This window comes from Streptomyces sp. NPDC051822, assembly GCF_044452745.1.
Lineage (GTDB): Bacteria > Actinomycetota > Actinomycetes > Streptomycetales > Streptomycetaceae > Streptomyces.
On the sequence record NZ_JBITBZ010000003.1, the window covers coordinates 25,321 to 42,324 of the forward strand.

The 17,004-nt window shown below is 71.7% G+C and carries 16 protein-coding genes; 12 read left to right on the top strand and 4 right to left on the bottom strand.

Going from position 1 to position 17,004, the window contains the following annotated elements; translation table 11 throughout:
* Positions 1 to 495: 495 nt before the first annotated feature.
* The 3 genes from ACIA8N_RS10580 to ACIA8N_RS10590 all read right to left on the bottom strand — a co-directional run bounded on the left by ACIA8N_RS10580 (position 496) and on the right by ACIA8N_RS10590 (position 3,915).
* Positions 496 to 1,953: a catalase gene (locus ACIA8N_RS10580; protein WP_365779838.1), complete on the bottom strand. Its 1,458-nt coding sequence runs from the start codon at positions 1,951 to 1,953 to the stop codon at positions 496 to 498.
* Between the two features lie 186 nt (positions 1,954 to 2,139).
* Positions 2,140 to 3,030 (bottom strand): 2-hydroxy-3-oxopropionate reductase, encoded by an 891-nt coding sequence (locus tag ACIA8N_RS10585; RefSeq protein ID WP_365779840.1) that lies wholly within the window; start codon positions 3,028 to 3,030, stop codon positions 2,140 to 2,142.
* Positions 3,031 to 3,081: 51 nt separating this feature from the next.
* Positions 3,082 to 3,915, bottom strand: coding sequence for a TIM barrel protein (locus ACIA8N_RS10590; protein ID WP_365779842.1), 834 nt, complete (start codon positions 3,913 to 3,915; stop codon positions 3,082 to 3,084).
* Positions 3,916 to 4,054: 139 nt separating this feature from the next.
* Between ACIA8N_RS10590 and ACIA8N_RS10595 the strand changes: the two genes are divergently transcribed.
* The 9 genes from ACIA8N_RS10595 (at position 4,055) to ACIA8N_RS10635 (ending at position 12,137) form a co-directional block, all read left to right on the top strand.
* Positions 4,055 to 4,306 carry a hypothetical protein gene (locus ACIA8N_RS10595; RefSeq protein WP_078946193.1) on the top strand — a complete coding sequence of 84 codons (252 nt, stop codon included), beginning with the start codon at positions 4,055 to 4,057 and terminating at the stop codon, positions 4,304 to 4,306.
* Between the two features lie 44 nt (positions 4,307 to 4,350).
* On the top strand, positions 4,351 to 4,689 hold the full coding sequence (locus ACIA8N_RS10600; protein ID WP_365780130.1) for a helix-turn-helix domain-containing protein: 339 nt from the start codon (positions 4,351 to 4,353) through the stop codon (positions 4,687 to 4,689).
* Positions 4,690 to 4,844: 155 nt separating this feature from the next.
* Positions 4,845 to 5,387 (top strand): 2-oxo-4-hydroxy-4-carboxy-5-ureidoimidazoline decarboxylase, encoded by a 543-nt coding sequence (gene uraD / locus ACIA8N_RS10605; RefSeq protein ID WP_365779844.1) that lies wholly within the window; start codon positions 4,845 to 4,847, stop codon positions 5,385 to 5,387.
* Positions 5,384 to 5,776 carry a hydroxyisourate hydrolase gene (gene uraH / locus ACIA8N_RS10610; RefSeq protein WP_365779846.1) on the top strand — a complete coding sequence of 131 codons (393 nt, stop codon included), beginning with the start codon at positions 5,384 to 5,386 and terminating at the stop codon, positions 5,774 to 5,776. The genes uraD and uraH overlap by 4 nt, the downstream gene beginning before the upstream one ends.
* Positions 5,777 to 5,781: 5 nt before the next feature.
* Positions 5,782 to 6,705: a factor-independent urate hydroxylase gene (gene pucL / locus ACIA8N_RS10615; RefSeq protein ID WP_365779848.1), complete on the top strand. Its 924-nt coding sequence runs from the start codon at positions 5,782 to 5,784 to the stop codon at positions 6,703 to 6,705.
* 72 nt (positions 6,706 to 6,777) lie between these two features.
* On the top strand, positions 6,778 to 8,196 hold the full coding sequence (locus ACIA8N_RS10620) for a nucleobase:cation symporter-2 family protein (RefSeq protein ID WP_365779850.1): 1,419 nt from the start codon (positions 6,778 to 6,780) through the stop codon (positions 8,194 to 8,196).
* 48 nt (positions 8,197 to 8,244) lie between these two features.
* Positions 8,245 to 9,633: an 8-oxoguanine deaminase gene (locus ACIA8N_RS10625; protein WP_365779852.1), complete on the top strand. Its 1,389-nt coding sequence runs from the start codon at positions 8,245 to 8,247 to the stop codon at positions 9,631 to 9,633.
* A 321-nt stretch (positions 9,634 to 9,954) separates the two neighbouring features.
* Entirely contained in the window at positions 9,955 to 11,403 is a 1,449-nt protein-coding gene (locus ACIA8N_RS10630; protein WP_030222405.1) for a nucleobase:cation symporter-2 family protein, read from the top strand.
* 62 nt (positions 11,404 to 11,465) lie between these two features.
* Positions 11,466 to 12,137, top strand: a complete 672-nt coding sequence (locus ACIA8N_RS10635) for an aspartate/glutamate racemase family protein (protein WP_365779855.1) — start codon at positions 11,466 to 11,468, stop codon at positions 12,135 to 12,137.
* A gap of 109 nt (positions 12,138 to 12,246) precedes the next feature.
* Here the strand turns inward: ACIA8N_RS10635 and ACIA8N_RS10640 are convergent, their stop codons facing one another.
* Positions 12,247 to 12,831: a hypothetical protein gene (locus ACIA8N_RS10640; RefSeq protein WP_365779857.1), complete on the bottom strand. Its 585-nt coding sequence runs from the start codon at positions 12,829 to 12,831 to the stop codon at positions 12,247 to 12,249.
* A gap of 131 nt (positions 12,832 to 12,962) precedes the next feature.
* Between ACIA8N_RS10640 and ACIA8N_RS10645 the strand changes: the two genes are divergently transcribed.
* From ACIA8N_RS10645 to ACIA8N_RS10655, 3 genes are all read left to right on the top strand, one after another.
* Complete coding sequence (locus tag ACIA8N_RS10645) at positions 12,963 to 13,928, top strand: fibronectin type III domain-containing protein (RefSeq protein ID WP_365779859.1); 966 nt, start codon at positions 12,963 to 12,965, stop codon at positions 13,926 to 13,928.
* Between the two features lie 100 nt (positions 13,929 to 14,028).
* The gene (locus ACIA8N_RS10650) at positions 14,029 to 15,150 is read left to right on the top strand and encodes a hypothetical protein (RefSeq protein WP_365779861.1); all 1,122 of its coding nucleotides are present in this window, start codon (positions 14,029 to 14,031) and stop codon (positions 15,148 to 15,150) included.
* Between the two features lie 64 nt (positions 15,151 to 15,214).
* Complete coding sequence (locus ACIA8N_RS10655; RefSeq protein ID WP_365779863.1) at positions 15,215 to 17,002, top strand: hypothetical protein; 1,788 nt, start codon at positions 15,215 to 15,217, stop codon at positions 17,000 to 17,002.
* Positions 17,003 to 17,004: the final 2 nt, after the last annotated feature.

Below are 17,004 nucleotides of genomic sequence, written 5' to 3' on the forward strand. Positions count from 1 at the left end.
GTCCCAGTGGATAGCGCCGTCCGAGGGGCGCATGGAACCGGAATCGCGGTGCGCTCCTCCGAGCGGGTGCGGACATTCACCGCAGAAACGATGCGCTGCGGGTCCGCACGGTCGGGGCGCACGCAGAAGAGCGCGGAACCAGGGACCGTAAACCTGGTTCCGCGCTCTCGTCTGATGACCGCCCGACGGCACGAGGCTGGCGCGACAGGACGTTCGCGCCGCCGGGCGGAGTCTTCGGGGTGTACGGGAGGAGTCTCAAGGTCCCCTTGAGGGGGGCGTTGGGACCGCGGCGGTGTCGACGGGCGCACCGGCCGTCCCTTCTTTCAGGTCAAGAAGGGGGGCCCGGCGTCCTTACCACCGCACTGGCTCGGCACCGCCGCGGTCCTCACGCTTGTCCGGTTCGCCGGCCACCCCTCATCCGGGTCGGCGATCCGGACCACGTACGGCACTGACCTCCCGTCAGGTGCCGTACGCAGTCTTGGTGTCGCTGTGCGGTCAGTCCTCGCGCAGGGCGCGGACCGCCTCCGCCACGCGCTTGCCGTAGTCCGCGTCGGCGGCGGCGAAGTGCGCGAGGTTCTTCTCGATGACGTCCTCGCGGGACACCTGGGACAGACCGCCGGCGATGTTGGCGATCAGACGGCCCTTCTCGTCCTCGGACATCAGGCGGTAGAGCTCACCGGCCTGGAAGAAGTCGTCGTCCTTGGTGTGCTGCGGCGCCTCGTGGGTGCCGGTCCAGCCGTGGATCGCGAGCGGCGCGGAGAGCGCGGCGTCTGTCTGGGCCGGGCCCTGGTACGAGTTGGGCTCGTAGTTCTTGTCGTGGCGCGAACCGTTGCGGGTGGCCATGAGGCCGTCCCGGCCGTAGTTCTGCGCGACGGTCGCCTTGGGGGCGTTCACCGGCAGCAGGGTGTGGTTCACACCGAGGCGGTAGCGGTGGGCGTCCGCGTAGGCGAAGAGCCGGCCCTGGAGCATCTTGTCCGGCGAGGGGCCGATGCCGGGGACGAAGTTGTTCGGGGAGAACGCGGCCTGCTCGACCTCGGCGAAGACGTTGTCCGGGTTGCGGTCGAGGACCAGCCGGCCCACGCGCTGCAGCGGGTAGTCCGCGTGCGGCCACACCTTGGTGAGGTCGAACGGGTTGAAGCGGTAGTCCACGGCCTCGGCGGCCGGCATGACCTGGACGTAGAGGGTCCAGGAGGGGTTCACGCCGCGCTCGATCGCCTGGAGCAGGTCGGTCTGGTGCGAGTTGGCGTCCTTGCCGACGAGCTCGGCGGCCTGGTCGGCGGAGAGGGAGCGGATGCCCTGGTTCGTCTTGAAGTGGTACTTGACGAAGAAGGCCTCGCCCGCGTCGTTGGTCCACTGGTAGGTGTGCGAGCCGTAGCCGTTCATGTGACGGTACGAGGCCGGGATGCCGCGGTCGCCCATGAGCCAGGTGATCTGGTGGGTGGCCTCGGGGGCGTGCGCCCAGAAGTCCCAGACGTTGTCCGGCTCCTGCTTGCCCGTGAAGGGGTCGCGCTTCTGCGAGTGGATGAAGTCGGGGAACTTGATCGGGTCCTTGATGAAGAACACCGGGGTGTTGTTGCCGACGAGGTCGTAGTTGCCCTCTTCGGTGTAGAACTTCAGGGCGAAGCCGCGGGGGTCGCGGACCGCGTCCGCGCCGCCGAGCGAGTCGGCCACGGTGGAGAAGCGGATGAAGGTCTCGGTCTTCTTGCCGACCTCACCGAGGAAGTTCGCCCTGGTGTAGCCGGTGACGTCGTCGGTCACCTCGAAGTAGCCGTACGCGCCGGAGCCGCGGGCGTGCACCACGCGCTCCGGGATCCGCTCACGGTTGAAGCGCGCGAGCTTCTCCAGCAGGTGCTGGTCCTGGAGGAGGAGAGGGCCACCGACGCCGGCGGTGGCGGAGTTCTGGTTGTCGGCGACGGGGGCGCCGGACTCGGTCGTAAGCACGCGCTTCGACATCGTGACCTTCCGTACGGGAACTCTGCTGAGGTGCGAGGAGCGTAAATTCGGCTCGAACGTAACGTCAACAGTTTGTTGAAAAGGAAGTGTGGTGTTCCGGTCGGCGGCGACGCCTGGGCGCGACAGGACAGGTGTCAGCGCCGCCGCCGACCGGAAATCAGGGGGCCCCGGTGAAGGGGCGCTGGGTCAGACCTGCTGGCCGGAGAGGCGCTCGACGGCGCGCAGCAGGGCCGAGTGGTCCAGGCCGCCGTCACCCTGCGCGCGCAGTGAGGCGACGAGCTGGGCGACGACCGCGCCGACCGGGAGGGCCGCACCGACGTTGCGGGCGGCGTCGGTGACGATGCCCATGTCCTTGTGGTGCAGGTCGATCCGGAAACCGGGCTTGAAGTCGCGGTTCAGGAAGTTGTCCTTCTTGCGGGTCAGGACCGTCGAGCCGGCCAGGCCGCCGTTGAGGACGTCCAGGGCGGCCTGGAGGTTCACGCCGGACTTCTCCAGGAAGACCACGGCCTCGGCGCACGCCTGGATGTTGACCGCGACGATCAGCTGGTTGGCCGCCTTCACCGTCTGGCCGGAGCCGTGCGGGCCGCAGAGCACGATGGTCTTGCCGAGGGCCTCCAGGATCGGCAGGGCCTCGTCGAAGTCGGCCTGCTCGCCACCGACCATGATCGAGAGCACGGCCTCGATGGCGCCGGCCTCGCCGCCGGAGACGGGCGCGTCGATGACGCGGATGCCCTTCTCCTTGGCGTTCTTGGCGAGGTCGACCGAGGTCTGCGGGGTGATCGACGACATGTCGACGATCAGCGCGCCGGACTTCGCGTTCTCCAGGATGCCGTTCTCGCCGTAGGCGATGGCCTCGACCTGGGGGGACGCGGGCACCATCGTGACGATGACGTCGGCGTCCTTCACGGCCTCGGCGATCGACGGGGCGGCGGTGCCACCGGCCTTCGCGAGGCGGTCCAGCTTGTCCTGCTCCAGGGTGAAGCCGGTGACCTGGTAGCCGGCCTTCAGGAGGTTCTCGGACATGGGGGAGCCCATGATGCCGAGGCCGATCCACGCGATCTTGGGAAGGTTGCTCATGGTGAGGGTGCCTCTCAGAAAAACTGGTGGTACGGGGAGGGGGTCGGCCGGTCAGCGGGCCGCGCGGGCCTCGGCCGGGAGCCACTCGAAGGACGCGGCGGCGTCGGCGGCCTTGTACTCCAGGCCGATCCAGCCGTCGTAGCCGGCCTTCTTCAGCTCGTCGAGGAGCTGCTCCAGGGGCAGGTCGCCGGTGCCCGGCGCGCCACGGCCCGGGTTGTCCGCGATCTGCACGTGGCCGGTCTTGGCCGCGTACTCGGCGATGACCTGGCCGACGTCCTCGCCGTTCATCGACAGGTGGTAGATGTCGAGGAGGAACTTGGCGTTGCCGAGCCCGGTGGCCGCGTTGACCTTGTCGACGACCTCGATGGCGGAGGGGGCGCTCACCAGCGGGTAGAGCGGCGACTCCGGCTTGTTGAGGGTCTCGATCAGCAGGATCGCGCCGATCCGGTCCGCCGCGCGGGCGGCCAGGACCAGGTTCTCCAGGGCGAGGGTGTCCTGGATCTGCGGGTCGACGCCCTCGACGCGGTTGCCGTAGAGCGCGTTGAGCGCCTTGCAGCCGACCGAGGCGGCGAAGTCGGCGGCCACCTCGATGTTGGCGCGGAAGCGGTCCGACTCGTCCCCGGGCACGGAGAGGGCTCCGCGGTCGGGGCCCGGGAGCTGCCCGGCGTAGAAGTTCAGGCCCACCAGCTGGGTGCCGGCGTCCTCAAGGGCTTGCCTGAGGGCGTCGAGCTCGCTCTGCCCGGGGGTGGCGGTGTCGATCCAGGGCCACCACAGCTCGACCGCCGTGAAGCCCGCCGCGGCGGCGGCCGCGGGGCGCTCCAGGAGCGGGAGTTCCGTGAAGAGGATCGACAGGTTCACATCGAAGCGCTGGTCCGAGAATCCCATGAGGGGTGCGCTCCTTCCGTATCGCGGAAGTAAGTTTCTGTCTGACGGAATGTTGCAAGGTGGGTGGCGCGCTTGTCAAGAGGTCCCCGCAGGTCCGGGGCTCCCCTCCGGCCGGGTGGGGCCGTAGCGTGGGCCCATGGTGCGTTTGAGAGTGGAGTTCACGACCGAGCCGTTCGACCTCGACGAGGCCCCGGCGCACGCGGTCGTGGCCCGAGAGGTCATCCAGTCCGCCGAACTGGACGCGGTCGACGTCGGCCCGTTCGGCAACACGGCGGAAGGCGGCGCCGACGCGGTGCTCACCGCCGTCGACGCGCTGCTGCGCCAGTCGCTCGCGGCCGGCGCCACCCGCGTCTCGCTCCAGGTGAACGTGATCGGGGAGGATGGCAAGTGAGCGAGCACCCCTTGGTCGCGGCGGTGAGGCCGCTGGTCGACGCCATGGGCGCCGAGGTGCTGGTCCCCGCGCAGGCGGAGGCCGACGACGTCGTCCTCTCCTGGGAGGGGGAGGACGTGCTCGCCGTACGGCTGCCCCAGCTGTCGGACTCCCTCGATCACATCCTGGCCGCGATGGAACGGCGGCACGGGATGCCACTGGCCGAGCTCGACCGCAGGTCCAAGCAGGAGGTCGTCCGGCTCCTGGAGGCGCGAGGCGCCTTCTCGGTGCGCCATGGAGTGGAGACGGTGGCGGGTGCACTGGGTGTCAGCCGCTTCACCGTCTACAACTACCTCAACAGGGAGACCGCCCTGAACAGGGAAAAGGCCCCCAAGAGCGACTAGTTGATCATGTGTGACCAGGAGCCGTCGTCCGTATGTCGGGACGACGGCTTTTGCGTGGCCGACTTTTCAACAAAGTGTTGACGTTGTGTTGCGGAGGGCGTTAGCTATCCGCAGCCCGTCCGACGCACAGCGAAAAACAGCCACGGAGGCTTCCCGTGACTTCAGGTACGACACCGGGTCTCACCCGGTTCAACACCTCGGCGGACAGCGAGGCCGTCGCCGCGCTCCACGAGGTGTGTTCCAGTTCGGCGTGGGGGAGCAGGATTCTCGCCCAGCGCCCGTACACCACCGCCGAAGCCCTCTTCCTCGCCAGCGACGCCGCCATGGCCGAGCTGACCGCCGAGGACCTGGCCGAGGCGATGGCGGGGCACCCGCCGATCGGTCGTCCGAAGGCAGGGGACCCGACCTCCTCCCGCGAACAGAGCGGGATGGCCGGCGCCTCCACGGAGCTCAAGGCCGAGATGCTCGAACTCAACCTGGCCTACCAGGACACGTTCGGACACGTCTTCCTCATCTGCGCCACCGGCCTGACCGGCGAGCAGATGCGCGACGCGCTCCGGAAGCGGATCGGCAACTCGCCCGAGGAGGAGCGGGAGATCGTCCGCACCGAACTGGGCAAGATCAACCGCATCCGGCTGACCCGTCTCGTGGAGACCCCTGAGACCCCCGAGACCTCCGAGGAAGAGAGTTCCGCATGAGCACCGACACCACGGCCTCGGTGTCCACGCACATCCTGGACACCAGCGTCGGCCGCCCCGCCGAGGGCGTCGCCATCTCGCTCGCGGCCCGCAGCGGCTCCGACGCGGAATGGATCACGCTCGGCGGTTCGGCCACCGACGCGGACGGACGATGCAAGGACCTCCCGGCGCTGCCGGAGGGCACCACCCATGTACGTCTCGACTTCGAGGTCGAGCAGTACTTCGTGAACAAGAAGCAAGCCGAGGCGCAGCAGGACGCCCCCCGCGTAAGGGACAGCGGTGCGTTCTTCCCGGAGGTGGCGATCACGTTCGCCGTCACCCCGGGCGAGCATTACCACGTACCGCTGCTGCTCAACCCGTTCGGCTACTCCGTATACCGAGGGAGCTAGCAGACATGCCCACGATTCTCGGCCAGAACCAGTACGGCAAAGCAGAGAACCGCGTCGTCAAGATCACGCGGGACGGCGACACCCACCACATCAAGGACCTGAACGTCTCCGTCGCCCTCTCCGGCGACCTCGACGACGTCCACCTCACCGGCTCCAACGCCCACTGCCTCCCCACCGACACGACGAAGAACACCATCTTCGCGTTCGCCAAGGAGTACGGCATCGAGTCCGCCGAGCAGTTCGGCATCCACCTCGCCCGCCACTTCGTGACGAGCCAGGAGCCGATCAAGCAGGCCCGGATCCGGATCGAGGAGTACTCCTGGGAGCGCATCGCCTCCTCGGACGCCAACTCCAAGTTCATCGGCGCCGAAGAGGTCAACCACTCCTTCGCCCGCAAGGGCCAGGAGACCCGCGTCACCCAGGTCACCTACGACGGCGAGAAGTGGGAGGTCATCTCCGGCCTCAAGGACCTCGTCGTCATGAACTCCACCAACTCGGAGTTCTGGGGCTACATCAAGGACAAGTACACGACGCTCCAGGAGGCGTACGACCGCATCCTGGCCACTCAGGTGTCCGCCAGGTGGCGCTTCAACTGGACCGACGACGACCAGCGCATGCCCAACTGGGAGCGGTCCTACGAGCAGACCCGCAAGCACATGCTGGAAGCCTTCTCGGAGACGTACTCGTACTCCCTCCAGCAGACGCTCTACCAGATGGCCTCGCGGATCATCAACCACCGCTCGGAGATCGACGAAGTCCGCTTCTCGCTCCCGAACAAGCACCACTTCCTGGTCGACCTCGAGCCCTTCGGCCTGAAGAACGACAACGAGGTCTACTACGCCGCCGACCGCATGTACGGCCTCATCGAGGCCACCGTCCTCCGCGACGGAGCCACGGCGCAGATCCCGGTCGACATGACCAACCTCTAAGCGGCATCTGAGTGACCGGGCCCCGCCCGCCCGCAGTCGGGCGGGGCCCGCACCAGACCGGAGGGAACCCCCATGGCACAGCCCGCAAAGGGGCCGGCAACCGCCGAAGGCCCGTGTCCCACCCCGCCGTCCACCCCTGCCACGGCCTCGACAGAGTGCCACCCGGTGGACGAGAAGCTCCCCGCCTCGCGGCTCGTCCCCGCGGCGCTCCAGCACATCGCCGCCATGTACGCCGGCGTGGTCACCCCTCCGCTCATCATCGGCCAGGCCGTCGGCCTGGACGCCGCCGGGATGACCCGGCTCATCGCGGCCGGCCTGCTCATCGCCGGCTGCGCCACCCTCCTGCAGACCCTCGGCATCGGACGCTTCGCCGGCAACCGGCTCCCGTTCGTCAACGCCGCCTCCTCCGCCGGAATCGCGCCGATGCTCGCCATCGCGGAGACCAGCGCCCCCGGACACCGACTCCCCGCCATCTACGGTGCGGTGATGGTCGCCGGCGTCTTCTGCCTCGCCGTAGGACCCTTCTTCGGCAGGCTCCTGCGCTTCTTCCCGCCGCTCGTCACCGGCGTCGTCATCACCCTCATCGGGGTCACCCTGATGCCCGTGCCCGTCGGCTGGGCCCAGGGCGGCGACAGGACCGCCGCAGACTTCGGCGCCATGAAGTACCTGGCGCTCGCGGGCTTCACCCTCGTCGTCATCCTGCTCTTCCAGCGCTTCGGCAAGGGCTTCGTCAAGCAGATCGCGCTGCTCCTCGGCCTCTTCATCGGCACCCTCGCCGCCGTCCCCTTCGGGATGGCCGACTTCACCGCCCTGCGCGAGGCCCCCGTCGCCGCCCTGCCCACCCCCTTCGCCTTCGGCGCCCCCGAGTTCCAGCCCGCCGCGATCCTCTCCCTCTGCATCGTCATGCTGGTCCTCATGACCGAGTCCAGCGCCGGGATGCTCGCCCTCGGCGAGATCTGCGAGCGGCGCAGCGACGGACGGACCATCACCCGCGGACTGCGCACCGACGGCATCGCCACCCTCCTCGGCCCCGTCTTCGGCGGCTTCCCGACCTCGGCCTTCGCCCAGAACGTCGGCGTCGTGTCGCTGACCCGGGTCCGCTCCCGGTACGTGGTCGCCGCCGCCGGCGGCGCCCTGATCGTCCTCGGCGCCTTCCCCGTCCTCGGCGCGGTCGTCTCGATGGTCCCGATGCCCGTCCTCGGCGGCGCCGGCATCGTCCTCTTCGGCTCGATCGCCGTCAGCGGCATCCGTACCCTCTCGGAAGCCGGACTCGACGACAGCTCCAACATCATCCTGGTGGCCGTCGCGCTCGGAGCGGGCATCATCCCGCTCGCCGCGCCCACCTTCTACGCCGGCTTCCCGGCCTGGGCGCAGACCGTGCTCGGCTCCGGCATCAGCGCGGGCGCGCTCGTCGCCGTCCTGCTCAACCTGTTCTTCCACCATCTCGGCACCCGGAGCCGTCACACGGCCCCGGCACTCAAATCCTCCTAGGGTCCTGCCGTGCCCACACCACCCCAGAGGAATGAAGGAACCACCGCCATGGCAGCACCTTCGGCAGCCCAGCGCATCGTCATCGAGAACGCGGCGATCGCCACGGTCGACGCGAACGACACCGAGTACGCCTCCGGCCACCTCGTCGTCGCCGACAACAAGATCGAGTCCATCGGTGCCGGCAAGGCTCCCGAAGGCCTGGAGAACGTGGTACGGCGGATCGACGCCACCGGTCACCTGATCACGCCCGGTCTCGTCAACACCCACCACCACTTCTACCAGTGGATCACCCGGGGTCTGGCGACCGACCACAACCTGTTCAACTGGCTGGTCGCGCTCTACCCGACCTGGTCGCGGATCGACGAGTCGATGGTGCGCGTCGCCGCCCAGGGCTCCCTGGCGATGATGGCCCGCGGTGGTGTCACCACCGCCATGGACCATCACTACGTCTACCCGAAGAACTCCGGCGACCTGTCCGGCGCCATCATCGGCGCCGCCTCCGACATGGGCGTCCGCTTCACCCTCGCCCGCGGCTCGATGGACATGAGCGAGAAGGACGGCTTCCTGCCGCCGGACTTCGCCGTCGAGACGACCGAGGGCGCGCTCGCCGCGACCGAGGAGACGGTGAAGAAGTTCCACGACGCCTCCTTCGACGCGATGACCCAGGTGGCAGTCGCCCCCTGCTCCCCGTTCTCCATCTCCACCCAGCTGCTCAAGCAGGGCGCCGAGCTGGCCCGCCGCCTCGGCGTGCGCATGCACACCCACGGCTCGGAGACCGTGGAGGAGGAGAAGTTCTGCCACGAGCTCTTCGGGATGGGCCCGACGGACTACTTCGAGTCCACCGGCTTCCTCGGCGAGGACGTGTGGATGGCGCACTGCGTCCACATGAACGACTCCGACATCGCGGCCTTCGCCCGCACCGGCACGGGCGTGGCGCACTGCCCGTCCTCCAACGCGCGCCTCGCCGCCGGCATCGCCCGCGTGCCCGACATGCTCAAGGCGGGCGTACCCGTCGGCCTCGGTGTCGACGGCACCGCGTCCAACGAGTCCGGCGAGCTCCACACCGAGCTGCGCAACGCCCTCCTCATCAACCGGCTCGGCGCCCACCGCGAGGCCGCGCTCAACGCCCGCCAGGCCCTGCGCCTCGGCACCTACGGCGGCGCGCAGGTCCTCGGCCGCGCCGACAACATCGGCTCCCTCGAAGCCGGCAAGCTCGCCGACTTCGTCCTCTGGAAGATCGACGGCCTCGGCCACTCCTCGATCGCCGACCCGGTCACCGCCGTCGTCTTCGGCGCGGCGGCCCCGGTGACCGCCTCCTTCGTCAACGGCAGGCAGATCGTCGAGAACAACCGACTGCTGTTCGCCGACGAGGAGCAGATCGCGCGCGACGCACGCGCGGAGGCGCAGCGCCTGGCCCGCATCACGGCCCAGGGCTGACCCTCCCCATGGAGTCCGACCGAGGGGGACGGCCCTCGGTCGGTCGCCGCGGACCCGAGCGGGGTCCGCGGCAGCCTGACCGGGAGGCGCCGTACGCAGAAGACGTACGGCGTCTCCCGGGACGGTGATGTCCGCCCGCACCCCCACCGGGCGCCCCGTCACCGCGTCGCGACTCCCCACGCGCGCACCCCACACCGCATCACCACGCATCGCCCCGCACCGCCCCCGCAACGAGCCGCACCTCCTGCACCTCGCACCGCATCGCACCACCTCCCTGAACCCCGCGTCCCCGCCGACGTGTAACCGACCGGAGGAACCGCCGTGGCCGCCAAGCCCCAGGTTCGCAATGCACCAGACGCAGGCTCCGCCCCCGAAGACCGGGAGACACACCCGGTCGACGAGACGCTGCCCCCAGTAAAGATGCTCACCAGCGGCCTCCAGCACGTGGCCGCCATGTACGCGGGCGTCGTCGCGCCGCCCCTGATCGTCGGAGCGGCCGTCGGCCTCTCCGGCACCGAACTCACCTTCCTGACCGGCGCCAGCCTCTTCACCGCAGGCCTCGCCACCTTCCTCCAGACGCTCGGCATCTGGAAGATCGGCGCCCGCCTGCCGTTCGTCAACGGCGTCACCTTCGCCGGCGTCGCTCCGATGCTCGCCATCGTCGACACCACCGACGACAAGGCCGACGCGCTGCCCGTGATCTTCGGCGCGATCATCGTCGCCGGCCTTCTCGGCTTCCTCGCCGCCCCCTGGTTCTCCCGGCTCGTGCGGTTCTTCCCGCCGGTGGTCACCGGCACCGTGATCACCCTGATAGGCGTCTCCCTCCTCCCGGTCGCGTTCGGCTGGGCCCAGGGGCCCAATCCCCAGGCCGAGGACTACGGTTCGACCACCTTCCTCACCCTGGCCGGCATCACGCTCGTCGTCGTCCTGCTGCTCCGCCGCTTCACCCGCGGTTTCCTCAAGCAGATCGCCGTGCTCGTCGGCCTCGTCATCGGCACCCTCATCGCCATACCGTTCGGCGTCACCGACTTCTCCCCGGTGACCGAGGCGGACATCGTCGGCTTCCCGACGCCCTTCCACTTCGGCGGCCCGCAGTTCGCCCTCGCCGCGATCATCTCCATGTGCGTGGTCATGCTGGTCTCCATGACCGAGTCGACGGCCGACATGCTGGCGCTCGGCGAGATCGTCGACCGGCCGGCCGACGAGAAGACCATCGCGGCCGGACTGCGCGCCGACACCCTCGGCTCCGCGATCAGCCCGCTCTTCAACGGCTTCATGTGCAGCGCCTTCGCGCAGAACATCGGCCTGGTCGCCATGACCCGGATCCGCAGCCGCTTCGTCGTCGCCTGCGGCGGCGGCTTCCTGGTCCTGATGGGCCTCTCGCCGGTCGCCGCCTCGCTCATCTCGGTCGTCCCCCGGCCGGTCCTCGGCGGCGCGGGCGTCGTCCTCTTCGGCTCGGTCGCCGCCAGCGGCATCCAGACCCTCGTCAAGGCAGGCCTGGAGAAGGACAACAACGTCCTGATCGTGGCCGTCTCCCTGGCGGTCGGCATCATCCCGATCACGGCGCCGGAGTTCTACCACGCCTTCCCCGAGACCGCGAAGATCATCCTGGACTCGGGCATCTCCACCGGCTGCGTCGCGGCCGTCCTGCTCAACGTGGTCTTCAACCACCTGGGCCGCGGCAAGGACGACGACGACGTCACCGCGCCCATGGAGCCGGGCGAGGAGATCTCCGGCAGCGCCACGGCGAAGGCGGCGCACGTCCACTGAACCCGCCCGACGCCCCACCGCCTGCCCCGGTCCCCGCGCACACCGCGGGGCCCGGGGCGGTCGTGCTGATCAACCCCAACACGTCCACCGCAACGACCCGGATGATGACCGCCATCGCCGGGCGAAGCCTCGCCCGCGCACTGCCCCTCCACGCCCCCGGCGGCGCCTTCCGCGTCCGCGGCGTCACCGCATCCCGCGGCCCGCGCATGCTCACCGACCCGGCCGCACTGCGCGCCGCGGCCCCCGAGGTCCTCGCCGCGGGCCTGCGCGCCGTGGCCGCGGGCGACTGCGCGGCGCTCCTCGTCGGCGCCTTCGGCGACCCGGGCGTGGCGGAGCTGCGCGCGGCGGCAGGCGTCCCCGTCGTGGGCATCGGCGAGGCGGCCCTCGCCGAGGCGGCCGCGGACGGCACCCCGTTCGGCATCGCCACCACGACCCCGCTCCTCGCCGACGCCATCGCCGCGCACGTGACGGCCCTCGGCATCGCCGACCGGTACACCGGCCTCCGCCTCACCACGGGCACCCCCGAACACCTCTCCGCGCAGCCGGCCCTGCTCGTCGACCGGCTGGAGCGAGCGGTCCGCGCCTGCGCGGAACGGGACGGGGCGCGGGCGGTCGTCATCGGAGGCGGCCCACTGGGGGAGGCTGCCGAGGAACTCCGTACCCGCTGCGGGATCGGGATCGTGGCCCCGATCCCGGCGGCGTGCCGCGCGGTCGTGCGCCTGCTGTCCGGCTGACCGCCACCCGGCCGGGCCGTGGGCCAGGGCAGGTGCGCGGCCAGATGCCCGGCCAGGTGCGCGGCCATCACCAAGATCAGCACCAGCTTCAGCATGAGCGACACCGCCGTCACCGCTCCACCCCGATCCGGCGACGGCACTCGTCGGCCAGCGCCGGGTACGCGGCGGCGATCGCCTCGTACAGCCGCCGCCGCAACAGCCGTTCGGCCTCGCCGCGCCCGGTCTCCCCGTACAGGCCGTCGAGCAGTCCCTCGTACCGCGCGAGGGCGTGCCGCAGATAGCTGACCTGCCACCGCACGAGGGCGCCGGCCGGCGCCCCGCGCGCCGCACCCTCCCGCGCCCCCAGCAACTGCCGGTGGCGCGCCGCCCGCCGCTCCAGTTCGGGTCCGGGGAGCCTGGGCACCTCGATCGGTTCCGCGCGGATCGAAGCGAGTACGGCGGCCCGGCGCCGCTCGGCGTACGCCACGGCGGCCGCCGAGCGGGCCGGGGCGAGTGCCGAGGTCTCCGCGAACTCGGGGGTCCGCTCCACGGTCTCGACCCGCGCGAGGAGGTAGAGCCGCAGGGGCGAGAGGGACCAGCGGCGCGGGTCCCGGCCCTGCAGATCGGGTGTTCCGAGCAGGTCCCGCATCATCGTGTCGGTCCAGCCGCGGCGACGTACCCCGGCGAAGGTCACGTAAGTCGTACGGTCCGTCATGATTCCCCCTGAATCGACTACGGAGAGTGATGTTCTCAGTGAAGCGCACGCCACTGACAACGCCCCCTTGCCCGGCTCCGCCCACCTGTGCGATATAGGTCTGGACCTTTTCGACGGACGGAGGCCGGCCCGTGCAACGCCCGCTCGCCGCAAGCCTGTTGACCCCCCTGGTGCTCGCCCTCACCCTCGCCGGGTGCGCGGGCGCCGCCGCACCCCCGCCCAAGGACACCCGCGCTCCCACCGCACCCGCCGGAGTCACCGCGACCGCGGGCAGCGCGAGCACCGTCCACGTCATGTGGAACGCGGCCACCGACGACCGGGCCGTCACCGGCTACGCGGTCTACCGCGAAGGCCGCAAGGTCAAGGACCTCCCCGCCACCACCCTGATGACCGACGTGGTCGGACTCGCCCCCGCCACCCGCCACCGCTTCACGGTCCGCGCCCGCGACGCCGCCGGCAACGCCTCGCCCCCGAGCGCCACCGTCACCGCCACCACGCTCCGCGCCGCCGCAGAGGACCGCACACCCCCCACCACGCCCACCGCCCTGCGCGCCGCACCCGACGGCAGCCGCGCCGCCACCCTCCGCTGGTCCGCGGCCCGGGACGACACCCGGGTCACCGCCTACGACGTCTACCAGGCCGACACCCGCATCCACACCGTGCCCGGCACCGCCACCACCGCCCACGTCACCGGCCTGCGCCCCGGCACCGCCTACGCGTTCACCGTCCGCGCCCGCGACGCCGCCGAGAACTCCTCCCCGGACAGCGCCCCCGCCGACCTCACCACGGCCCCCGCCCCGGGCGCGCCCGCGAACACCGCCCCCACCGCCCTCGCCGTGACCTCGGCCGACCGCGCGATCACCGTGACCTGGACCCCACCCGACACCGGCGCGCCGGTCACCCACCACGAACTCCACCTCAACGGCCGCTTCGCCACCACCATCATCTGGGGCACCGCCCCACCCCCCGGCCGCGCGACCTACACCTTCCCGGTCCAGGACCCCCCGGGCGCCCGCTACACCGTCACCCTCCGCGCCCGGCTCCCCGACGGCACCTGGGGCGACTTCTCGGCACCCCGGACGGCGGTGGTGCGCTGACAGCCCCTCAGATTGGCCGGAACCGCCCTCTTTCGCCCCGGACCGCCGCGCCTCACCCTGCGAACAGGGGACGCAGCGGCCACCGGGGGGAGGGGCGCCCATGTTCGAGCCGATGTCAGGGCCCTCGCCCGGGCCCCTCTACGTCCCCGCGCTACCCGCCCGCCGCAGCGCGCTCGCCGCGTACAGCCGGCTCCGACCCCGGGCACGCGCGTGCGTGACGCCGCTGTGGAGCATTCCTCCCCGGGTCGGCGGGGCCCGCGTCATGGGCCGGAGACCGCCTCACCCGCTCGACCCCGACCGCACCGCGCTCGCCGCCCACCTGAGGACCGCCCTGCGCACGATCGAGGTCGCGCAGCGCGGCCGGCCCGCCTGGGTGGACGCCTTCCACACGGAGGACGGGACGGAGCCGCTCGCCGCGGAGCCCTGGCTGACGGCGGCGGGCAGCCCGCTCCGGCCCGTGACGGGCGTCGAGCGGGCCCCCTCGCAGCAGACGGCCACGGCGGAGGCCGCGTGCCTCAGCGGAAACGGTCTCGGCGTCCGCGTGTTCCTGACCGTTCCGCCGGACGAGGGACTGAGGGACGCGGTCGGCGCTCTCCTGACCCGGATCGCGTTCGCGCACTGCCCGGTGGACCTGCTGCTCGACCTGGGCTCCGTCGTCGACGAGCACCACCCGGCGGAGAAGTGGGCGCTGCGCGCCCTCGCCCTGCTCGGCCCCCTGCACCCCTGGCGCACGGTCGTCCTGCTGGCCGGTTCCTTCCCCCGTACGTTCCCCGAGGACTACGGGGCGCCCCTCGCGGAGGCGCACCGCTTCGACTGGGACGTCTGGCACATGCTCACCGACGCCGCCGCAGCCGAACACACGGATCCGCCCGTCGTCTACGGCGACTACGGGGCCTCCCACACCGGCAGCGCCGACACGCCCCCGCGCGCGGGGGGCGGCCCACCGTGGGGCGTGGTGCGCTACACGACCGAGCGCACGTTCCTCCTCGTACGCGTGCCCACCGGGGGGCCCGGCCACGCGGACACGATCCGCTCGAGGGTTGGGGAGATCGTCCAGGCGGAGGGCTTCAGAGGGGAGGAGTTCAGCGAGGGCGAGCGCTGGCTCGCCTCCTGCGCGGCCGGAACGGGCCCTGTGGGGGTCGGCGGTCCCGAGGCATGGGCGCGAGCGGGCCACGTCCAGCACATGGCCCAGGTCGTCCGCGCCCTGCGCAGACGGCTGTGATTCCGCGCCGCTCCCCGCCTGCGTCGTCCGTCCGATTCGTCCCCGCCGAACTACTCTGGGAAGCGTGGCCGAGACCGTTCTGACCAACACCGGGCTCGAAAGCTTCCTCGACGGAGCGCCCGAGCGCCGCGATCCCGTGTTCGTCCGCGCCGCCGAGGCGGTTCTGGGGCTGCTCGCCCTGCGGGGAGCCGACCGGGGGAGCGGAGTGCCCGAACCGACGCCCGCCCTCGTGCGGCAGCTGCTCGTCGAGGACCTGCCCACGTTCGTCTACGCGGCGCCGGGAGAGCTGGACGTCTATCCGGCCGTGCTCGGCGAGCTCGCCGGTCGGTTCGACGGGGACCTGCGCGAGCGGGTCGCCGCCGTCGTGGACGAAGCAGCGCCCGACTTCGAGCGCGCCATGACCGACCCCGGCAACCTCACCTGGCACCGCTGGTACGCCTCGCTGCTGCGAGCCTGCGGCGCCGACCTAGCCGACCCCGACGACGTACGGAGCCGGCTCGCCGCCCTCGACGGGGCGCCGCTGCCCGACGGTGTGCACCGGGCCGACCTCATGGGGCGGACGGCCCTCGCGGACGTGCTGCTCGCCGAGGCGCTCACGCGCGCGTACGTCCGGGACGCCGAGGAGCCGCCCGCCATCGGGCCGCTGCTCACCGACCACGCCGTCGCGACCGGCATCGGGAAGGTGGCCGCCGCGCTCCAGGACCGGTGGACCGCCGCCGGGCTCGCCGAAGAGCTCGCCGGAGCGTACGCGCGGTTCGCGCCGGGACCCGACGCCTTCCCCCATCTGGTCCTGGCCGACGCCCTCCTCGACGAGCACCTCGACCACTTCGGGGACGTCGCCGTCCCCGTACCGCCGCCGCCCGCGATCGAGGCCGGGCCGGCCGAGCGGGACGCGGACACCCTCATCGCCGCCGTCGAGGAACTGGCGGAGGAGGAGTTCGAGCCCTACGGCGGGGAGGCGCCCCATCTCCTGTACGTGGTCTACCGGCGCGGCTGCTCGGCCGACTCCGTCGCCCGCAAGGCCGCCGAGTACGAGGACTGGTCCGTCGATCCGGACCTGGAGGACCTGCCGGTACCGGTTCCGGCAGAGGCGTCCGACGGGTACGCGCTGCCGCCTCTGCCGGAGCTCGTGCGGCTCCTCGGCACGGCGGACCTGACCGAGGCCGACCGGGCCGGGCTCGAAGGGGCCGCCCGCGATCTGGCCACCGTCCTCGACCGGCTCGCCGCCACCGGTCTGGTCTTCCGCACCGGCGACGCCTTCGGGCTCACCCCGCGCGGCGCGGGCGTCGTGCGCTACCTGCTCGGCGTACGAGGAGTCGCCGCGCCGGACGCCGACGAGGCCCGGGGGTGGGCGGCGCCCGAGATGGTGGCCGCCGCCGCGGGCTGGCCCGGGTGCGTCGCCACGCGCGTGCTCGCCGACTGGCTCCACGCGCGCGGGGACACCGCCGAAGCCTGGTCCGACCTGCTCGCCGCCCTCGGCGCCGTCCACGCCGGCACCTCCGACGCGGCGGCCGTCCGGGGGCTGTTCCACGCCCTCGACACCGCCGCCGCCCCGCCCGAGGCCCTGCGCGGGGCCCTGCGCGACCCGGTGATCGGCGCCTACGCCCACCAGGCCCTGCGCCTGCGGGGTGAACCCTCCGACCTGATCCAGGTGGGCCCCTCGGCGCGGGCGCTGTACGTCCTGGACGCGCTGCCCGCCAAGAAGGGCCCGCTGGAGTCCCGGCGTACGGCCTTCGACGAGGCGGCGGCGGCCTGGCCGGGCGGGTCCGCCGCTCTGGTGCGGGCGATGGCCGTGGCGGACCGCCATGAGACGGAGCGGGTCCTCGGCCCGCTCGGTCTCACCGCTCCCTGAAC

What these genes read in the sequence shown, in the direction of transcription:
- ACIA8N_RS10600 (WP_365780130.1), top strand. Translation starts at nt 4,351, where the DNA reads ATGGGCGCCGAGGTGCTGGTCCCCGCGCAGGCGGAGGCCGACGACGTC.
- pucL (WP_365779848.1), top strand. Translation starts at nt 5,782, where the DNA reads ATGCCCACGATTCTCGGCCAGAACCAGTACGGCAAAGCAGAGAACCGC.
- ACIA8N_RS10620 (WP_365779850.1), top strand. Translation starts at nt 6,778, where the DNA reads ATGGCACAGCCCGCAAAGGGGCCGGCAACCGCCGAAGGCCCGTGTCCC.
- ACIA8N_RS10650 (WP_365779861.1), top strand. Translation starts at nt 14,029, where the DNA reads ATGTTCGAGCCGATGTCAGGGCCCTCGCCCGGGCCCCTCTACGTCCCC.
- ACIA8N_RS10590 (WP_365779842.1), bottom strand. Translation starts at nt 3,915, where the DNA reads ATGGGATTCTCGGACCAGCGCTTCGATGTGAACCTGTCGATCCTCTTC.
- ACIA8N_RS10625 (WP_365779852.1), top strand. Translation starts at nt 8,245, where the DNA reads ATGGCAGCACCTTCGGCAGCCCAGCGCATCGTCATCGAGAACGCGGCG.
- ACIA8N_RS10580 (WP_365779838.1), bottom strand. Translation starts at nt 1,953, where the DNA reads ATGTCGAAGCGCGTGCTTACGACCGAGTCCGGCGCCCCCGTCGCCGAC.
- ACIA8N_RS10585 (WP_365779840.1), bottom strand. Translation starts at nt 3,030, where the DNA reads ATGAGCAACCTTCCCAAGATCGCGTGGATCGGCCTCGGCATCATGGGC.
- ACIA8N_RS10640 (WP_365779857.1), bottom strand. Translation starts at nt 12,831, where the DNA reads ATGACGGACCGTACGACTTACGTGACCTTCGCCGGGGTACGTCGCCGC.
- uraH (WP_365779846.1), top strand. Translation starts at nt 5,384, where the DNA reads ATGAGCACCGACACCACGGCCTCGGTGTCCACGCACATCCTGGACACC.